We start from the raw sequence: 14,514 nt of genomic DNA, 5'->3' as shown, positions 1-14,514 counted from the left end.
ACCATGAGCGACGTCCAAAAGAAAATCGCTGTCGACAAGACAACTCAGGGACATTGGCGGGTCACGCTGAATAATCCCCCGATCAACGCCTTTACCGATGATATGTACGACGAGTTCTACGACCTCGTCGGCGAGATCGAAACTGACCCGTCGCTCAAGGTGGTAACCATCGAGAGCGCAAATCCGGATTTCTTCATTGCCCACTACAGCACTGCCGAGCCACGCAGCCGTTTCGGAACTCCGCGCTGGATCGATGCCGCCACCCGGCTCGCCCACAGTGATGTCATTAGCATCGCCATCATCCGCGGCAGGGCCCGCGGCGGCGGAAGCGAATTCGCCCTCGCGTGCGATATTCGCTTCGCGAGCCAGGAGCGAGCGATTTTTGGTCAACCCGAGGTTGGGACTGGCCTGATCCCGGGCGGCGGCGCATTGCAGCGTTTGCCGCTTCTGGTCGGACGAGCGCGAGCGCTCGAAATCATTCTCGGTGCCGATGACTTCGATGCGACAACGGCAGAGCGGTACGGCTGGATCAACCGCGCCGTTCCCGAAGCTCAACTCGATGCATTTGTCGACAACTTTGTCCAGCGCATTCTGTCGTTCGATAAGCAGGCGCTGAGCACCTGCAAAGCAACGATCAACCAGATTGGCTTGCCGGACGAAGCGCAACTCCAGGCCACCGAGAATACTTTCTTCAAGACTTTTGGCTGGCCGGGTGCGCGCGAGCGTATGCCCAAGTTGCTTGAGCAGGGTATTGGTAAGGCAGGCGAATTCGAGCTGAACCTTGGCCACCACATGGGTAATTTGTGAGTGTCGCGATCAGCCAGTGACTTTAGCCGGCAGATCGAGCAGCTGTGCCCGGTAGCGTCAGGCTGCGTGTGCGAAAACGGCGCCGGCTAGGTCGTATGGAATGTCGTGAATGTCGCCACGGGTGCCCGTTCTGTCTCGAGCGTGTTTTCGGCAGAAGCAGGATCTGCGTAACCCAGACTCATGCCGACCACCAGCATTTCGTTGGGGGCGAGGCGCAGTTCATCGGCGATCAACGCGTGGTATTTCATGAACGCTGCTTGAGGACACGTGCTCAGGCCATGCGCGCGCGCCGCAATCATGATGTTCTGCAGAAACATGCCGTAATCGAGCAGGCCGCCCTGTTGCATGACGCGATCGATCGTGAAGAACAGCCCGACGGGCGCGTCGAAGAATCGATAATTCCTGCCATGCTGGGCATGCATCCGCACCTTGTCGCCTTTCTCGATGCCAAGCAGCCCGTATAACTGCCAACCAACGGCGCGCTTTCTGTCCAGGTACGGCGAGGTCCACTCGCGCGGGTAGTAATCCCAGGCGTCCTGGTGCGCCACGTCCAGTTCGGGCAGGTCGTGCACGCGCTGGATGGCCGCGCTGATCCGTTGTCTCGCCGCGCCCATCACGACGTGCACCCGCCATGGTTGCAGGTTGACGCCCGTGGCGGCAAAGCGGGCGACGTCCAGAATCGACTCCACCGTCGCCTGGGGAACCGGCGTCGGCAAATAGGCCCTGATGCTGCGGCGAGACACGAGCGCCCACTCTATGGTTTGACGCAAGACATCGGGGTCCGTGGTCGGTGGTGGTCCGTTTCTCTCCATCTTTTCCTCCTGCGTGGGTTGAGTGAGCGTAGCGACGCGGATATGGCTACGCGCTCTGGACACGAGCTTACGAGGACCGGAGAGGGAAAGTTGTCTTCTACGAGACAGTGTTGCGAACGAGTCAAGGGATGACGCCCTCTACGTTCCAAAGCCAGATCAGGCTCCCAAATCAAATGTCTCGTTCGGGACAGTCGCGGCGCGAAGCAACGCGTAGATTGACTCGCACGCCGGGCATGCCCCGACTGCCTGCGTCAACCGGACGTTTTGTCATGGCAGGCCCTGGCACCAACAGGTTCAGGTGAGGAGACACACGATGAATGCCGCTAGCTATGTACATGGACTGGATCGCAACGAAGCGAACCATATGCCGCTGACACCGCTTCACTTTCTCGATCGATGTGCCGAGCAGTTTCCGGAGCGGATTGCGATCGTCCACGGCGCGCTGCGTCAGACCTGGGAGGAGACACGCAATCGTTGCCGGCGCCTCGCCAGTGCACTCGAGCGACGGGGCATCACGCGCGGCGACACCGTTTCGATACTTGCGCCGAATACGCCAGCGGTCATCGAAGCGCATTTTGGCGTGCCGCTCAGCGGAGCGGTGCTCAATACGATCAATTGCAGGCTCGATGCAGACGGCGTGCGGTTCATCCTGCGTCACAGCGAATGCAAAGCGCTGCTCGTCGACCGAGAATTCGCGGAGCTTGCCGCAGGGGCGCTTGAATCGCTCCACGACAAGCCGCTCGTGATCGATATTGCCGATCTCGAGGCGCCACCGGGACCCTCGATCGGGGAGCTCGAATACGAGGCTTTCCTCGCAGAGGGCGATCCCTGCTTCGAAGGCGTTTGGCCGCTCGATGAATGGGACGCCATCGCTCTGAACTACACGTCCGGAACGACATCCGACCCGAAGGGCGTGGTGGCGAGTCATCGTGGGACGTACCTGATGAGCATGCTGCAGCTGGTCGATTGGTGCGTGCCGAACGCACCCGTCTATCTTTGGACGCTGCCCATGTTCCATGCGAATGGATGGTGCTTCACGTGGGCGATTACGGCCGCCTGCGGCACGCATGTCTGCTTGCGCAAAGTCTCGGCCGAAAGCATCTACGCGGCGATTCGCGACTTCGGGGTCGACCATTTCTGCGCGGCGCCCATCGTCCTCTCAATGATGGCGAATTCGCCGGCTGCCGAATGTGAGCCGCTGCCGCGCACGGTGCGAATTCGCACCGCCGGCTCGCCGCCGCCGGCAACGGTGCTCAAGATCATTGGCGAGTTCGGGTTCACCGTCGACCATGTCTACGGCATCACCGAATCAATGGGTACGGCGGTCAGTTGCTTCTTCCGGGAGGAGTGGCAATCGTTACCCATAGAAGAACAGGCGCGCCTGAAGGCACGGCAAGGCAACCGGGCCGCCGGACTCGAAGGTCTGCGGGTTGCCGATCCCGATACGCTGGAGCCGGTGCCGTTCGACGGACACACGCAGGGTGAGTTGCTGCTGAAGGGCAACGTGTTGATGAAAGGCTACCTCAAGAACGAAGCCGCGACTCGCGACGCCTTCAAGGGCGGCTGGTTTCACTCCGGCGATGTCGCTGTCGTGCATCCGGACGGCTACATCCAGATCACGGACCGTTCCAAGGACGTGATTATTTCGGGGGGCGAAAACATCTCGTCAGTGGAGGTGGAGGATGTCTTGCACCGCCATGCAGCCGTGCTTTTTGCTGCGGTCGTGGCGCAGCCCGACCCCAGATGGGGGGAGGTGCCGTGCGCGTTCGTCGAGCTCAAGCAGGGCGTCATGGCGCCGACCGAGCAGGAGCTCATTGCGTTTTGTCGCGAACAGCTTGCACACTACAAATGCCCGGCACGCGTTGTGTACTGCGTGCTGCCCAAGACCGGCACCGGAAAAATTCAGAAGTTCAAACTGCGGGAGCAAGCCGGAAGTCGCGAGGCCATTGCTGATTTATCGCGTGTATAGCATCGGCTTCAATCGTCGGCACGTGCGTAGTCGCGGAGCCCTGTCAGGTCGAGGATCCGGACCGAGCCGTATTCGATCCGCAATAAACCCGCATCGGCAAGCTCGTGGAGCGCGCGGTTGGTGTTCTGTCTGGAGAGACCCGACAGCCGGCCGATCTCCTCCTGCGAGAGGTTGAGCGTATGATTCGTTGCCGGAAAAAGCTGCGGATTGAACAGTTCGGCGAGGCAGAATGCAACACGGGCCGGCGCTTCGTGCAAGCGAGCGTTCTCGATTAGCGCAACGTAATATCCGCAGCGTGCGTTGAGCTGATCGATCAGGAATCGGCAGAATGAGTGGCTGTCGTCAAGCAGCCACTCGAACGTGTGGCGTGGCACAAATCCGATCTTGCTGTCGCGCAGCGTGACCACGGAATACGGCCTCAGCTCGGCTTTCAACAGAACCCCCTCGCCAAACCAGGAACCCGCAGGCACGCCGGCAAAGGTGGTCTGCCGACCACCTTTGGTTACGGTATCGACTTTCACGAGTCCGTCGATCACGCCGAGCCAATGATCCGCCACGACTCCACGGTGACACACGGTTGCGCCGGCCGGGTAGTCCCGTTCATACGAATCCTGACGCACGCGAGCGAGTTGGGCGCCAGTCAAGCTGGCAGACCACGAAGAGTGCGCAATCAAAGACTCAAACTCAGCGGATAGGGGCATGGGGAAATCCGACCTGGTCGAGAGAGGCTGAAATAGCTAGTTTATCGATCAGGCCATTGCGAAGGGGCTACTGTGCGGCAGTCGCCATCGACGCTGGAAGCCCGATGACAGCTAGAAGGGCGTTCGGTCACGATATCCGGGTGTCCATCTGGCTGGGTCCCGGAAGGACCGAAAGCTGTCTAATGTTCGTATTACGAGTCTGCCAATCCATCCTTTAAGTTAGCAAACTCGCAATCGTATGGTCCCCGAAAGCCACAACCTGAAAGTTGAGCCAGTAGCTGAGAAGTTACGGTTGTGATGTGACAAGGTATGAAACCGCACAGACGGCGAATTTTATAACGACAAAATGTTGCACTGCAGTCGTGTCTCACCAAACTTTCAAACAGAAATATTTTGTCGAGAAAATGAAAGTTGTCGGTCGCTTGCGAGACCAACACATTAACCCGCGACGCAAAGGAAATAAAAGTGAAGAAAATGCTGCCCGGCCTGGACGTTCTGCGTTTTTTTCTTGCATGCTATCTGGTTCTGTACCACACGCTCTATTTTTACGCGGAGGCCGACGCGATGCCACTGGCTCAAGTGTTTAGATTCGGCGGTTGTGCGACCAGTATATTTTTTATCTTATCCGGATTCATTCTGTCGCATGTTTACGTTGGAACGGCGCGCGGTGAGAGCAAAACGATTTCCCCATCGATGTTTTTTATCAATCGGTTCACCAATCTTTATCCTATACACATTATTACGTTTCTGCTGGTAATTGCATTGATGGCCGTGAGTGCTCACCCATATGAAGTTGAAATGAATACGCTTGGTTCTGCACCTGGGGTGATGCACGTCATGAGCGCTGCGGAAGTCGAAGTCAATTCGGTTTTGCAGGTTTTGTTACTTCAGGCATGGAATCCTTTTTATCTGGTATTCAACGTTCCGGCGTGGTCCTTGTCGGCGCTGTTTTTCTTCTATTTGTTCTTTCCGATACTCGCCCCCCGCTTGATCTCTATGCGTCGCAAGTGGACGATGCTAATTGCGATGTGGGCTGCCTGTCTTCTTCCGGCGATCATCATTGTCGCGAACAGCTGGTATGGAGTGTGGGCGATAGGGATGCTCCATAATAATCCATTGCTGCGTCTTCCGGAATTTCTGGCGGGCATTCTCGCATACGGCATATTCGCCGGACACGCTGAGCAGATCACGGGGTTCGTCGCACGCAACCGGCGCATCGTGATACTCACGCTAACAGCATTTTACGTTGGCGCCGCTTATCTGTTCGCGGATGCTTCGCCATCCTGGGAGATCCTCCTCCATAACGGCGCAATTTTTCCCGCGCAAATCGCCTTGATATTCGTTGCCGCCAGCGTGCTACAAGGTGCATCAGCGCGTGCTGCCAGATGGGCCAGGCGGCTCGGAAACGCTTCTTTGTCTATCTTCGCTCTGCAAATACCGCTTTTTACTTTATTTCTGAAAGTTGAGAAGGGGTTGGAAATTCCGTACCCGCTTCTGTCCTGCTTTCATCGATTTCATTTATGCGCCGGCGAGGCACGTGTAATGTCGCCGCATTTTTCGGCCTATCCGGTCTATCTCGTCATGATTCTCTTTGCGTCGGTTCTTCTCCAGGAAAAGGTGATCGTGCCTCTTAGGGCACCCTTGCGTCGCATGTTGACGCGTCTGTGGGGTGCACAGTTGCCACCAAAGATGCCCTCGCCATCCAATCCAGGGACGTTGTAACGTGACGTGCCCGGCGCCAGGGAGGATCACGCAACCTCCAGGCTATGAGGATTTGCGCACGGCTCAACCTGGGGAATGCCGCTATCGCAATTGCAGACCGCAGTAATCGCAATGGCGTTGCCGCCGGGTGGGGCCGTGACCGAAGCGGTTCCTCTGTTGGCCGTCCGTCGGCCGCACGGCCTACGATCGGGCGCGCGGCGTCCCGGCACCGCACGCACCGCACGCGCCGTACGCGGCGTCCCGGCACCGTACGCGCCGTGCGCGCCCGGACCGATCGCACCCTACAATGACCCCCATGTCCGCTGGATGCACCTGACGAGGCTCGAAAGCGCGCACGCAAACGCCGCTTGCACGACCGCCTTGCATGCGCACAGCGGACCATCACGCCGTGCACTCGGTCCGGATCCACCGCGCGTCAGGGGGCGCTCATGAGCCATCCAACTTCTGGCCCAGCATCCGGGCAACCCGACAATATCTCGGCCTGGAGCCTGATCAGACCGTACTGGGTCTCCGAGGAACGCCGCACCGCGTGGGGCCTGCTGATCGCGATCATCGCGATGGATCTGTTTCTGGTCGGCATCAACGCCCGCTTGAACACGTGGAACCGCGACTTCTACAACGCGCTGGAAGGCCGGAACGTACGCGAATTTCCGCAGCTGATGCTGCTCTTTAGCGCGCTCGCCTTCGCGTTCGTCGCGATCTCCGTCTATAACCGCTATCTGCGCCAGATGCTCGGCTTCCGGTGGCGCCAATGGCTGACCACGCGCTACGTGCAGGAATGGCTCGGCGACGGCACCTTCTACCGCATCGAGCGCGACCGCCTCACCGACAATCCCGATCAACGGATTGCCGTCGACCTCGACTCGTTCGCCAACACCACGCTTTCGCTCACGCTCGACCTGCTCTCGACGCTCGAGACTCTCGTCTGGTTCTCGACCATCCTGTGGAGCACGGCGGGCGCGCTGGCCGTCGTGGTGGGTGGGACACCCGTCCAGATTCCCGGCTACATGTTCTGGGCGGCCGTCATCTATGCGATTGCCGGCTCCGTGCTGACCAACAAGGTCGGTCACCCGCTCGTGTCGATCAACTACCAGTTGCAGCGCGTCGAGGCGGATTTCCGGTTCGGCCTGATCCGTCTGCGCGAAAACGCCGAGCAGATTGCCTTGTACGACGGCATGCGGGTCGAGGCATCGAACGCCCAGGATCTGTTCGGCCGGATTCGTGACAACTGGTGGCGCGTGATGAAGTACACGCGGCGTTATAGCTTCGTGCTCAACTTCTACGGTCAGATCGCCGACATCTTTCCGATCTTCGTGGCGTCGCCGCGTTATTTCGCAGGGGTGTTCAGTTTCGGCACGCTGATGCAAATCACCGACGCATTCAGTTCGGTTAGCGAATCGCTCTCGTGGTTCATCAACAATTACGACACGCTCGTGCAATGGCGCGCCACGGTCAATCGTCTGCGCGAGTTCAGGCGCGTCATGCAGCTACCGCATTTGAAGGAATCGGTGTCGCCCGCAACCGAGCACGGCGGCATCAATCTGCACTACGTCGACGAGAGCCGGCTCGCCACGCACCATCTCACGCTTGCGCTGCCCAACGGCGAGACGCTCGCGAGCGTGCGTGACATCGCCGTCAAGCCCGGTTCACGCTGGCTCGTGCGCGGGCCGTCCGGCTCGGGAAAAAGCACGCTGTTGCGCGCGCTGGCGGGTCTCTGGCCGTTCGGAAACGGCTCGATCGACGCGCCGGTGAATGCGCGCATCATGTTCATCCCGCAGCAAAGCTACCTGCCGGTCGGCACCTTGAAGACGGTGCTCGCGTACCCGGCAGCGGCGGCGAGCTTCAGCGACGAGCAATGTCGCGAGGCGCTGCGTCTGTGCCAGCTTGCCGGCTATGTCGGGCGATTGCACGAATCCAGCCAGTGGTGGCGCATTCTGTCGCCCGGCGAGCAGCAGCGGCTGGCGGTTGCGCGCGTGCTGATGCACAAGCCCGACTACCTGTTACTCGACGAAGCAACGAGCGCGCTCGACAGCGAGAGCGAACTGCAGCTGTATCGCCTGCTGACCGAACGGCTGCCGAACGCGGCGATTGTCAGTGTCACGCACCGCAAGTCGCTCGCGAGATTTCACCAGGAGACCCTCGATATCACGCGGGTGCGCGAGCACACCGTGGCATCGATACGGCCACCTGCCCGCGCTGATGGACTAGATGGACCATGACGGCCTGAGGCGCCTGCTCGAGCCACTGCGCAAACGCGGATAGCGCCAATCAGGCGCCGGGCGCGGGCATCTCCGGCAGCGCAATCTCGACGCCACGGCGGTGCAATGCCGAGAGCACGTGATACACGGCCTTGAAGCACATCACCGGGAGCGCGGCGCGCCAGCTTCCGCGGAGATTTCCTGCCAGCAGATTGACGACGCCGTCCCGCATCCACAAGCGATTGGACGGCTCCATGAAAAGCGTGCGCATGACGGGATCGTTCACGCGATAGATCAGCCAGCTAATCCGGTCCATGGCCTCGGACAATTCCTTGTTGGCGGCTTGCGCAAGCTTCATCCCGCGCGCGGGATCGTCGAGCCAGACGTGGGCGACCTCGGCGCCGAGGTCGCCGCCCGTCATCGCCATCAAGACGCCGGTCGAGAACATCGGATCGACGAATCCGTAGGCGTCGCCGATCATCAGAAAGCCGTTACCGTTGCCTTCGCGCGCGCGATAGCTGTAATTGGCCGTGCTGTAGACGTCCGATACGCGCTGCGCGCCTTGCACGCGAGCCGCGACGGTCGGGCTCGAAGCAATGCGCTCGGTCAGCAATTCGGCGGGCGTTCCCTTGCGTTCCTTCCATGCCGATTGATTGCCGACGAAGCCAATGCTCATGATGTCGCCGGGCAGGGGGATCAGCCAGAACCAGCCATCCTCCGCCAGGTGAATGCTGATGTAGCCCGCGAGCTCGCCTTCCCGGCGCGTTACGCCAGTGAAATGCGCATAAACGGCTGCCGTGTTGTTGTACTTGTTCGAGGTCTTGACCTTCATCCGCGACGCGAGAAACGTATCGCGGCCCGAAGCGTCGAGCACATAGCGCGGATGCCATTCGCGCGTGGCGCCCGATTCGTCCTGCGCGGACACGACGTGACGCCCGCCGGCATCGTCGAGCTTGACTTCGGTGACACGGGTCCGCTCGAAGCATTGGGCCCCGCGCGCGACGGCGTTTCTGAACAACACGGCGTCGAAGTCCGCACGCCGGACTTGCCAGGCGTGCGTACGGTCGCGATTCAGGGCGTTGCCGAACGGAAACGCGCAGCTGCGGCCCGTACGGTCCGAGACGAACTCCGCACCCGGCTTGTGGACACCGATCTCCCGCACCTGATCCAGCACGCCGAGCCGCTCGAAAATGTCGAGGTTGCGTGGCAGCAGGCTTTCGCCGATATGAAAGCGCGGGTGCGCTTCCTTCTCCACGAGCACGACGTCGCGTCCTTTCATGGCGAGGAAGGCCGCCGCCGTTGCGCCGGCGGGTCCGCCGCCGATAATCAGCACGTCAGGCCGGCTCGAATCGCCTTTCGATGAGTTCATTGCACTAACTTCCCAAAAATTCAGTGGCCCGGCTGAGCAATTTGTGTTCCTGAGCGCCGCGTTGGCAAACAGTCCGCCTGTTTCCCGATGGCGCTATTCTGCCATCGCGAATAGTCCGCTCGTTCGTGCGACAGAGCCGGCCGCGTGAGACTGGCGCGGCCTATACTGCAAGGCTCGTGAAGGCCCGGCGGCTACGCAAACCCTGGAATTGTAGCGACAGGAGAGTGGCGATGAGCAAAGTGCAAGTGAGCGCATTCTCGATCTCGATCGATGGCTATGGTGCGGGGCCGCGGCAAAGCCTGGAGAATCCGCTTGGTGTTGGCGGAATGGCGTTGCACGAGTGGGCATTCGCGACGCGAACGTTCCAGCGCATGTTCGGGCAGGAGGGCGGATCCACGGGGATCGACGAGGATTTCGCGGCGCGCAGCTTCGAAAACGTCGGCGCGTGGATTCTGGGGCGGAACATGTTCGGACCCGTGCGCGGGCCGTGGCCGGACGATACCTGGAAGGGTTGGTGGGGAGCGAATCCGCCTTACCACGTCCCCGTTTTCGTGCTGACACATTACCCCCGTGAATCGATCGTGATGGAGGGCGGCACGGTCTTTCACTTCGTCACCGAGGGGATTCAGGCCGCGCTCGAGCGTGCGAAGGTGGCGGCAAACGGCAAGGACGTGCGGATCGGCGGCGGCGTGGCGGTCATTCAGCAGTATTTGAGGGCGCGGCTGATCGACGAGTTGCACATTGCGATTTCGCCGGTGCTGCTCGGGTCGGGTGAGCGCCTGTTCGCCGATATGGACATGGTCGAGCTGGGCTATCGATGCGTGGAGCACGTGAGCACCGAAAAAGCGGCGCACGTCGTTCTGCGGCGGGGATGAACGCGGCGGTCTGCGAAAGCCTGCCGCTGCCTCACGACCGGTACTGGCCCCAATCTGATGGCCATCAGCCAGCAATAATGTTCAGGTAAGCTGCTGCCTTTGGGCCAATTTGCGTTCAAGGGGCGAGCATGCGGCGTGTTGTATTCAATCAGAAAGGCGGCGTTGGTAAATCGACAATCGTCTGTAACCTGGCGGCCGTGAGCGCCAGCGAAGGCATGCGCACGCTGGTCATCGACCTCGATGGCCAGGCGAATTCAACGCAATACCTGCTCGGCGCGCGAGCCAGCGAGACGCATCCCACTGTAGCCGGCTTCTTTGAAACCGCGTTGACATTCAGCTTCCGGCCCCCGGAAGTGACCTCGTTCATTCATCCGACACCGTTTGAGAACCTGGACATCATGCCCGGGCATGCGGATCTGGACACCTTGCACGGCAAGCTGGAGTCGCGCTACAAGATCTACAAGCTGCGCGATGCGCTCAACGAGCTCGACATGTACGATGCGATTTACATCGACACGCCGCCTGCATTGAACTTCTACAGCCGCTCCGCGCTGATCGCCGTCGAGCGTTGCCTGATTCCGTTCGACTGCGATGACTTTTCCCGGCGCGCGCTATACACGTTGCTGGAAAACGTGAAGGAGATCCAGCAGGACCATAATGCCGCGCTGGAGGTGGAGGGCATTGTCATCAACCAGTTTCAGCCGCGTGCGAGCCTGCCGCAAAAACTGATCGAAGAGCTCGTCAGTGAAGGCTTGCCGGTGCTGGCTTCGCGGCTGTCCTCTTCGGTGAAGATTCGCGAGTCCCATCAACAGTCCGTTCCGGTCGTTCATCTCGATCCGGGGCACAAGCTTGCGCAGGAATATCGAGCCCTGCATCGCGAGCTGGCCGCATAGCGGTGTTGCGCGCCCGTTTGCATACCTTCCTGTCCTGTACCGCCGACGCTTTCTTTTTCAGCGATCGCTACACCTGGCCGAATGGTTTTCGAATTCGCAATCGCCCGAACCAGTGACTAATATAGGTGATTAAAGAAGCGGAAAAATAAGCGCATTGATGCGGCAACGCGCATATCGCTCGCTAGCAAGGCAAGCTGCAACGTGAAATTCCAGGCTTCGGCCTGCGCCGACTTTCATTCGCAGTAAGAACATTCGGTGGACGATGTCATGCTGGCGCGCAGAACCTTTCTTATCGGCGGTGCGAGTGTCGCGGGATTGGGCGTCCTCGCGATCGGATGGTCAGTACTGCCACCCAAAGGCAGGCTGCTTCCTGCGAAGCCGCTCGATACGCCCGGCAGCAATGTCGCGCTCAATGGCTGGCTGATGATCGATACCGGCAACCATGTCACGATCGTCATGAGCAAGGCGGAGATGGGGCAGGGCATCCATACCGGCGCTGCGATGTTGCTGGCAGAGGAGCTGGGCGCGGACTGGTCCCAGGTCCGTGTCGTCGAGGCGCCCATCGACTCGCTCTACACGAACCGCGAAAACATCGCGCATGCGCTGGCCATACGCCCCGACGATCATAGTTGGACGGCTCAGAGCGAAGAAGAGAGCGCGCGCTTTCTCGCGCGCTTCGCCGGCACGATGGTGACGGGCGGCTCGACGAGCATCGTCGACCTCTGGAAGCCGATGCGCGAAGCCGGGGCATCGGCTCGCGTCATGCTTTGCGCTGCGGCCGCAAAGGCGTGGCAAGCCCCCGTCAACGAATGCGAAGCACGCGCGGGTCGCGTGGTTTGGGGCCCGGCAAGATCGGCGTCGTTCGGCGAGCTCGTTGAAGCGGCCAGGCTCGAGCAGCCTCCCACCCACGTCCCGCTCAAGGATCAATCGCAGTTCACGATGATCGGCCAGCGCTTCAAGCGCATCGAGGCGCAATCGAAAATCGATGGCTCCGCGCGCTTCGGCATCGACGCACTCCCGCCCGATCTGCTCTACGCCAGCGTCACGATGTGTCCGACGCTCGGCGGCAGGGCGACCGGCTTTGACAGCTCGAAGGTGAAGAATACCGAGGGCGTGCATGACATTTTCACGGTCGATGCCTACCACGGCGGCACAGGGGGCGTTGCGGTCATCGCCGAGAATCCGTTCATCGCCATGCGCACGCTCTGCCAGTTGTCATGTACATGGGATCACGGACCGGCGGCGAAGATCAGCGATGCGGACATTCTCGCAACCTTGAACGGGGCGCTGAACGACGGCGCGGACGCCCAGATTTTCTACGCGAAGGGTGATGTCGAAAGCGTGCTCAAGGAATCGAAGCCGCTGAGCATGCAATACGAAGCGCCCTATCTCGCGCATGCGGCGCTGGAGCCCATCAACTGCACGGCTCAGGTCAAGGACGGCGAAGCGGCGATCTGGGTCTCCACGCAGATCCCCATGGCGGCGCGAACGGCCGTGGCGAAGTTCCTGAAACTGGACGAAGACCAGGTCCAGGTGCATCAGTGCCTCGTGGGCGGCGCATTCGGCCGCCGGCTCGAAGTCGACTATATCGTCCAGGCGGCGGCGATCGCGCTGCATGCGAAGGGACGCCCGGTGCAGACCATCTGGCCGCGCGCGCAGGACACGACGCATGACTTCTATCGTCCCGCATGCGTATCGCGATTCGCGGGCGCGCTCGGTCCGGACGGCAACTTGATCGCCTGGAAGAACGATTCGGCCAGCCAGTCGGTCAATCGGGAAGCGCTGCCACGCGCCTTTGGCACGCCAAAGATCGTCTTCGACATCGTCAAGGACGTCACCAGTGCGGAGGGCGCGTTCGATCAGCCGTACGAATGCGAGAACATGGGCGTCACGCACCATACCGTGTCGCTGCCGATACCAATAGGCAATTGGCGCTCGGTCGGGCATTCGCTGCATGCGTTCTTTGTCGAAAGCTTTATCGACGAGATGGCGACGGCCGCGCACAAGGATCCGTTCCAGTTCCGGCTAAACATGCTGAAAAGGCCCGAGCACCAGCGGCACGCGCAAGTGCTGCGGACACTGATGGCCTTTTCCCGGTGGCAGAGCCTGGCGCGGCATGACGGAACCACGGCCAGCGGCATGGCGATGCACGAATCGTTCGGCAGCGTGGTCGCCCAGGTGGCGCAAGTGCAAAAGCTCGACGACTGTTTCCGGGTCACGCGGGTCTACTGCGTGATCGATTGCGGGATCGCGATCAACCCGAATCTCGTCGAGCAGCAAATGGAGAGCGGCATTATTTTCGGGCTGTCGGCCGCCTTGCAGCAGCGCGTCACCATTGTGAACGGCCAGGTGCAGCAGCGGTATTTTCCCGATTTTCCGCTCGTCAATATGTCGACCTGCCCTGAGATTCACATACAAGTGCTCCAGTTGGGCACCGAGCCACAGGGCGTCGGCGAAGCGGGCACGCCGCCCATTGCGCCTGCCGTAGCGAATGCGCTCTTTGCCCTCACGGGAGAGCGCACGCGGCACCTTCCTCTTATTGAGCCGCCGGTTCCTTGCGGAGGTGATATATGGTGTCAGTCAGTATTAACGGGCGAAATGTCGTCTTGCATTCTCCCGCAGACACTCCGTTGCTCTGGGCGCTCCGTTGCGAGCACCAATTGACGGGGACCAAATTCGGTTGCGGCATTGGCGTGTGCGGCGCTTGCACGGTCTTGCTCGATAACGTCGCCAAGCCGGCTTGCCAGACAGCCTTGTCGGCAATTGGCCAGGCGCATGTGGTCACCATCGAAGGGCTCGATAGCGCGGAAGCACGCGCGCTGAAGAAGGCGTGGCTCGAATACGATGTCGTCCAGTGCGGTTATTGTCAAAGCGCTCAATTGATTGCCGCGACGGCATTGCTTTATCGTCATCGCCATCCGACCGATGCCGATATCGACGATGCCATGAAGGAGATTGCATGCCGCTGCGGCACGTTTCCTCGCATACGCAAAGCGATCCACGCAGCGGCGCAGTCGCTGGGGCCGTGATTGTCCGTGCGAGCGGATTAGTGCGCTATTTCGATAACGAACATGCATTTTGGCTTCAGCGTAATCGTTGGGATTGCATTGAAAAGGATTCGAAACTCATGTAACCAAATTGACATTCGCAAAGCGTCGCCTATATTGT

11 protein-coding genes are annotated in these 14,514 nt (G+C 60.4%); 8 read left to right on the top strand and 3 right to left on the bottom strand.

All coding sequences use genetic code 11. The features are described 5' to 3' along the window. Positions 1-3 precede the first annotated feature (3 nt). Entirely contained in the window at positions 4-807 is an 804-nt protein-coding gene (locus E1956_RS30355) for an enoyl-CoA hydratase/isomerase family protein (RefSeq protein ID WP_134756186.1), read from the top strand. A gap of 86 nt (positions 808-893) precedes the next feature. On the opposite strand, the gene E1956_RS30350 is transcribed toward E1956_RS30355, so the two are convergent. Further along, on the bottom strand, positions 894-1,619 hold the full coding sequence (locus E1956_RS30350; protein ID WP_134756184.1) for a nitroreductase: 726 nt from the start codon (positions 1,617-1,619) through the stop codon (positions 894-896). A gap of 313 nt (positions 1,620-1,932) precedes the next feature. Between E1956_RS30350 and E1956_RS30345 the strand changes: the two genes are divergently transcribed. Then, positions 1,933-3,588, top strand: coding sequence for an AMP-binding protein (locus E1956_RS30345; protein ID WP_134756182.1), 1,656 nt, complete (start codon positions 1,933-1,935; stop codon positions 3,586-3,588). A gap of 8 nt (positions 3,589-3,596) precedes the next feature. Here the strand turns inward: E1956_RS30345 and E1956_RS30340 are convergent, their stop codons facing one another. Beyond that, positions 3,597-4,289: a Crp/Fnr family transcriptional regulator gene (locus E1956_RS30340; RefSeq protein ID WP_134756180.1), complete on the bottom strand. Its 693-nt coding sequence runs from the start codon at positions 4,287-4,289 to the stop codon at positions 3,597-3,599. A 474-nt stretch (positions 4,290-4,763) separates the two neighbouring features. Here E1956_RS30340 and E1956_RS30335 point away from each other — a divergent pair, with 474 nt between their 5' ends. Then, positions 4,764-6,011, top strand: a complete 1,248-nt coding sequence (locus tag E1956_RS30335; protein WP_232072140.1) for an acyltransferase family protein — start codon at positions 4,764-4,766, stop codon at positions 6,009-6,011. 428 nt (positions 6,012-6,439) lie between these two features. After that, positions 6,440-8,230, top strand: coding sequence for an ABC transporter ATP-binding protein/permease (locus tag E1956_RS30330; protein WP_134756176.1), 1,791 nt, complete (start codon positions 6,440-6,442; stop codon positions 8,228-8,230). Positions 8,231-8,279: 49 nt separating this feature from the next. Here E1956_RS30330 and E1956_RS30325 read toward each other — a convergent pair whose 3' ends face one another. Further along, on the bottom strand, positions 8,280-9,578 hold the full coding sequence (locus E1956_RS30325; protein ID WP_134756174.1) for an NAD(P)/FAD-dependent oxidoreductase: 1,299 nt from the start codon (positions 9,576-9,578) through the stop codon (positions 8,280-8,282). 230 nt (positions 9,579-9,808) lie between these two features. On the opposite strand from E1956_RS30325, the gene E1956_RS30320 reads away from it, so the two are divergent. The 4 genes from E1956_RS30320 to E1956_RS30305 all read left to right on the top strand — a co-directional run bounded on the left by E1956_RS30320 (position 9,809) and on the right by E1956_RS30305 (position 14,375). Then, complete coding sequence (locus E1956_RS30320) at positions 9,809-10,453, top strand: dihydrofolate reductase family protein (RefSeq protein WP_134756172.1); 645 nt, start codon at positions 9,809-9,811, stop codon at positions 10,451-10,453. A 128-nt stretch (positions 10,454-10,581) separates the two neighbouring features. After that, complete coding sequence (locus E1956_RS30315) at positions 10,582-11,346, top strand: ParA family protein (protein ID WP_134756170.1); 765 nt, start codon at positions 10,582-10,584, stop codon at positions 11,344-11,346. Between the two features lie 267 nt (positions 11,347-11,613). Continuing rightward, positions 11,614-14,010: a xanthine dehydrogenase family protein molybdopterin-binding subunit gene (locus E1956_RS30310; RefSeq protein ID WP_134756168.1), complete on the top strand. Its 2,397-nt coding sequence runs from the start codon at positions 11,614-11,616 to the stop codon at positions 14,008-14,010. Then, the gene (locus tag E1956_RS30305; RefSeq protein ID WP_134756166.1) at positions 13,917-14,375 is read left to right on the top strand and encodes a (2Fe-2S)-binding protein; all 459 of its coding nucleotides are present in this window, start codon (positions 13,917-13,919) and stop codon (positions 14,373-14,375) included. The genes E1956_RS30310 and E1956_RS30305 overlap by 94 nt, the downstream gene beginning before the upstream one ends. Positions 14,376-14,514: the final 139 nt, after the last annotated feature.

The sequence above is a fragment of the Paraburkholderia pallida genome (genome assembly GCF_004524855.1).
Lineage (GTDB): Bacteria > Pseudomonadota > Gammaproteobacteria > Burkholderiales > Burkholderiaceae > Paraburkholderia > Paraburkholderia oxyphila.
The sequence above is the reverse complement of the archived record's forward strand: the minus strand, read 5'-3'. Positions and strand labels throughout refer to the sequence as shown.

Excerpts from the sequence above, each read along its gene's own strand:
- E1956_RS30335 (WP_232072140.1), top strand. The coding sequence starts at position 4,764 with ATGCTGCCCGGCCTGGACGTTCTGCGTTTTTTTCTTGCATGCTATCTG.
- E1956_RS30320 (WP_134756172.1), top strand. The coding sequence starts at position 9,809 with ATGAGCAAAGTGCAAGTGAGCGCATTCTCGATCTCGATCGATGGCTAT.
- E1956_RS30345 (WP_134756182.1), top strand. The coding sequence starts at position 1,933 with ATGAATGCCGCTAGCTATGTACATGGACTGGATCGCAACGAAGCGAAC.
- E1956_RS30355 (WP_134756186.1), top strand. The coding sequence starts at position 4 with ATGAGCGACGTCCAAAAGAAAATCGCTGTCGACAAGACAACTCAGGGA.
- E1956_RS30350 (WP_134756184.1), bottom strand. The coding sequence starts at position 1,619 with ATGGAGAGAAACGGACCACCACCGACCACGGACCCCGATGTCTTGCGT.
- E1956_RS30310 (WP_134756168.1), top strand. The coding sequence starts at position 11,614 with ATGCTGGCGCGCAGAACCTTTCTTATCGGCGGTGCGAGTGTCGCGGGA.
- E1956_RS30315 (WP_134756170.1), top strand. The coding sequence starts at position 10,582 with ATGCGGCGTGTTGTATTCAATCAGAAAGGCGGCGTTGGTAAATCGACA.
- E1956_RS30340 (WP_134756180.1), bottom strand. The coding sequence starts at position 4,289 with ATGCCCCTATCCGCTGAGTTTGAGTCTTTGATTGCGCACTCTTCGTGG.
- E1956_RS30305 (WP_134756166.1), top strand. The coding sequence starts at position 13,917 with ATGGTGTCAGTCAGTATTAACGGGCGAAATGTCGTCTTGCATTCTCCC.
- E1956_RS30325 (WP_134756174.1), bottom strand. The coding sequence starts at position 9,578 with ATGAACTCATCGAAAGGCGATTCGAGCCGGCCTGACGTGCTGATTATC.
- E1956_RS30330 (WP_134756176.1), top strand. The coding sequence starts at position 6,440 with ATGAGCCATCCAACTTCTGGCCCAGCATCCGGGCAACCCGACAATATC.